Source organism: Streptococcus sp. SGI.013 (assembly GCF_050315295.1).
In the GTDB taxonomy this organism is placed as follows: Bacteria; Bacillota; Bacilli; order Lactobacillales; family Streptococcaceae; genus Streptococcus; species Streptococcus porcorum.
Map to the genome: position 1 here is coordinate 1 of NZ_JBNPOS010000068.1, position 1678 is coordinate 1678.

General features: G+C 41.2%; 1 protein-coding gene. It reads right to left on the reverse strand.

Annotated elements, in window-relative coordinates:
* Nucleotides 1-54: 54 nt before the first annotated feature.
* Nucleotides 55-1572: an IS1182 family transposase gene (locus tag ACQRDX_RS09250; protein WP_427896599.1), complete on the reverse strand. Its 1518-nt coding sequence runs from the start codon at nucleotides 1570-1572 to the stop codon at nucleotides 55-57.
* Nucleotides 1573-1678 lie beyond the last annotated feature (106 nt).

The window sequence follows — 1678 nt, forward strand, 5'->3', positions numbered from 1 at the left end:
GCTAAGGCTCATCCATAAGTCGCTCAGTTTATTACCGTAGTCGTTCCAACCCCATTATCTCTTCTCTGGTTTATACCCTATCTTCCTACCCTTTTTCTTCACAAAAATAGCACTCCTTTTTGGAGTGCTCATAATGAAGACAAACATCTCGATTGATATTTGTCTTTTTCTGTTTATAGAATTTAAATCACCTCTATTTACTAAAATAGAGGGTAATTGTCCAAAATAAAAAAGCTTGCCTGCCCTTATTTTTACCAATTTTTTGAGATTTAAGCACGCCAAAGTCAGTCCAACCTTATCTTCCATTTTGGACTTGCCTTTCTCTCTTGTATAACGAAGATTGTGGTACTCTTTGGCCGTCCCAAAGAGACGTTCAATGGTTTCTTTCCGCTTCTGGTAGAGCTCCTTCATGCCTTTCTTGTGCCGAATCTCTTCACAGGTTTCTAAAGCCTCTTTCCAAATGTGTCGAGTTACCACTTTCTGCTTATTCTTGCTTTCTGTACAAATTGATAGAAGTGGACAAGTAGCACAGATAGCTGAATCACTCTTATATTCCCGATAACCTTCCCTGGTTGTAGTGCGATAGGTTAAGACCTGATTCTCAGGACAGATATAACAGTCATAGTATTCATCATAAACAAAATCCTTCGAGCGTAGTTTCCCCTTCTTCCCCTTTGGTCGTGTGTAAGGGAAAACAGGAGTAATCTCTTGTTCTAGCAGGAAGCGAGCAATACTAGGGGTCTTATAACCAGAATCGGCAATGAGAAAGCTAGGCTGAAAGGGTTGGAGTTTAGCGAAGAGTACAGGAAAGGCCTGACTGTCATGGACATTGCCAGCCTCAACGCTATAAGCCAGAACCCAACCATGCTTGTCACAAGCAACCTGAGCTGTATAAGCGAATACTTCCTTATGGTCCCCTTTATGAAACCAACCACTTTCTGGGTCGGTTGTAGAAATTTTCTTAGTGATGGGCTCCTCCTCTTTTGCGGGCCCTAGCGGCTTTTTTGCGTGCTTCACTCTGTCTCTATTGATTTCAATTTCTAGTTGCTCACTCATAAACTTGGCTTGCTTTTCGACTTCGCGGTTGATGAATTTACGGTTATTCGCCGCAGCCTTGATATGGGTACCGTCAATGAAAATTTCTGTTGGATCTATGAAGCCTGCATTGACACAGAGACCTAAGATATGGGTGAAAATGCCTTCAATAACCTGTCTATCTTGGAAACGACGGACATAATTCTTTCCGTAGGTAGTGAAATGAGGCACCTTATCATCCAGTCGAAGACCAAGAAACCAACGGTAGGCAGTGTTTACTTCAATTTCCTTAATGGTTTGACGCATGGAGCGAATACCGAAGAGACACTGAAGGATTGGAATTTTAATGAGCAGAACAGGGTCAAGACTAGGACGCCCTGTTTCATCGCTATAGCTATCTGCGACTAAGTCATAGATAAAGGAAAAGTCAATAGCTTCCTCTATTTGACGAAGGAGATGATTTTGAGGAACAAGGTCATCTAAACTGTAGAAACCAAATTGACCGCGATTGTAGTCTGGGTTTTCTTTGTGTAACATAGCGATTCTCCCTCTACTTATTAACTGGATTCCTATCTCTATTATATTACTTTACGCATGAAAAAGCCGTTAGAAATACAATTCTAACGACTTTGTCTTCATTCTG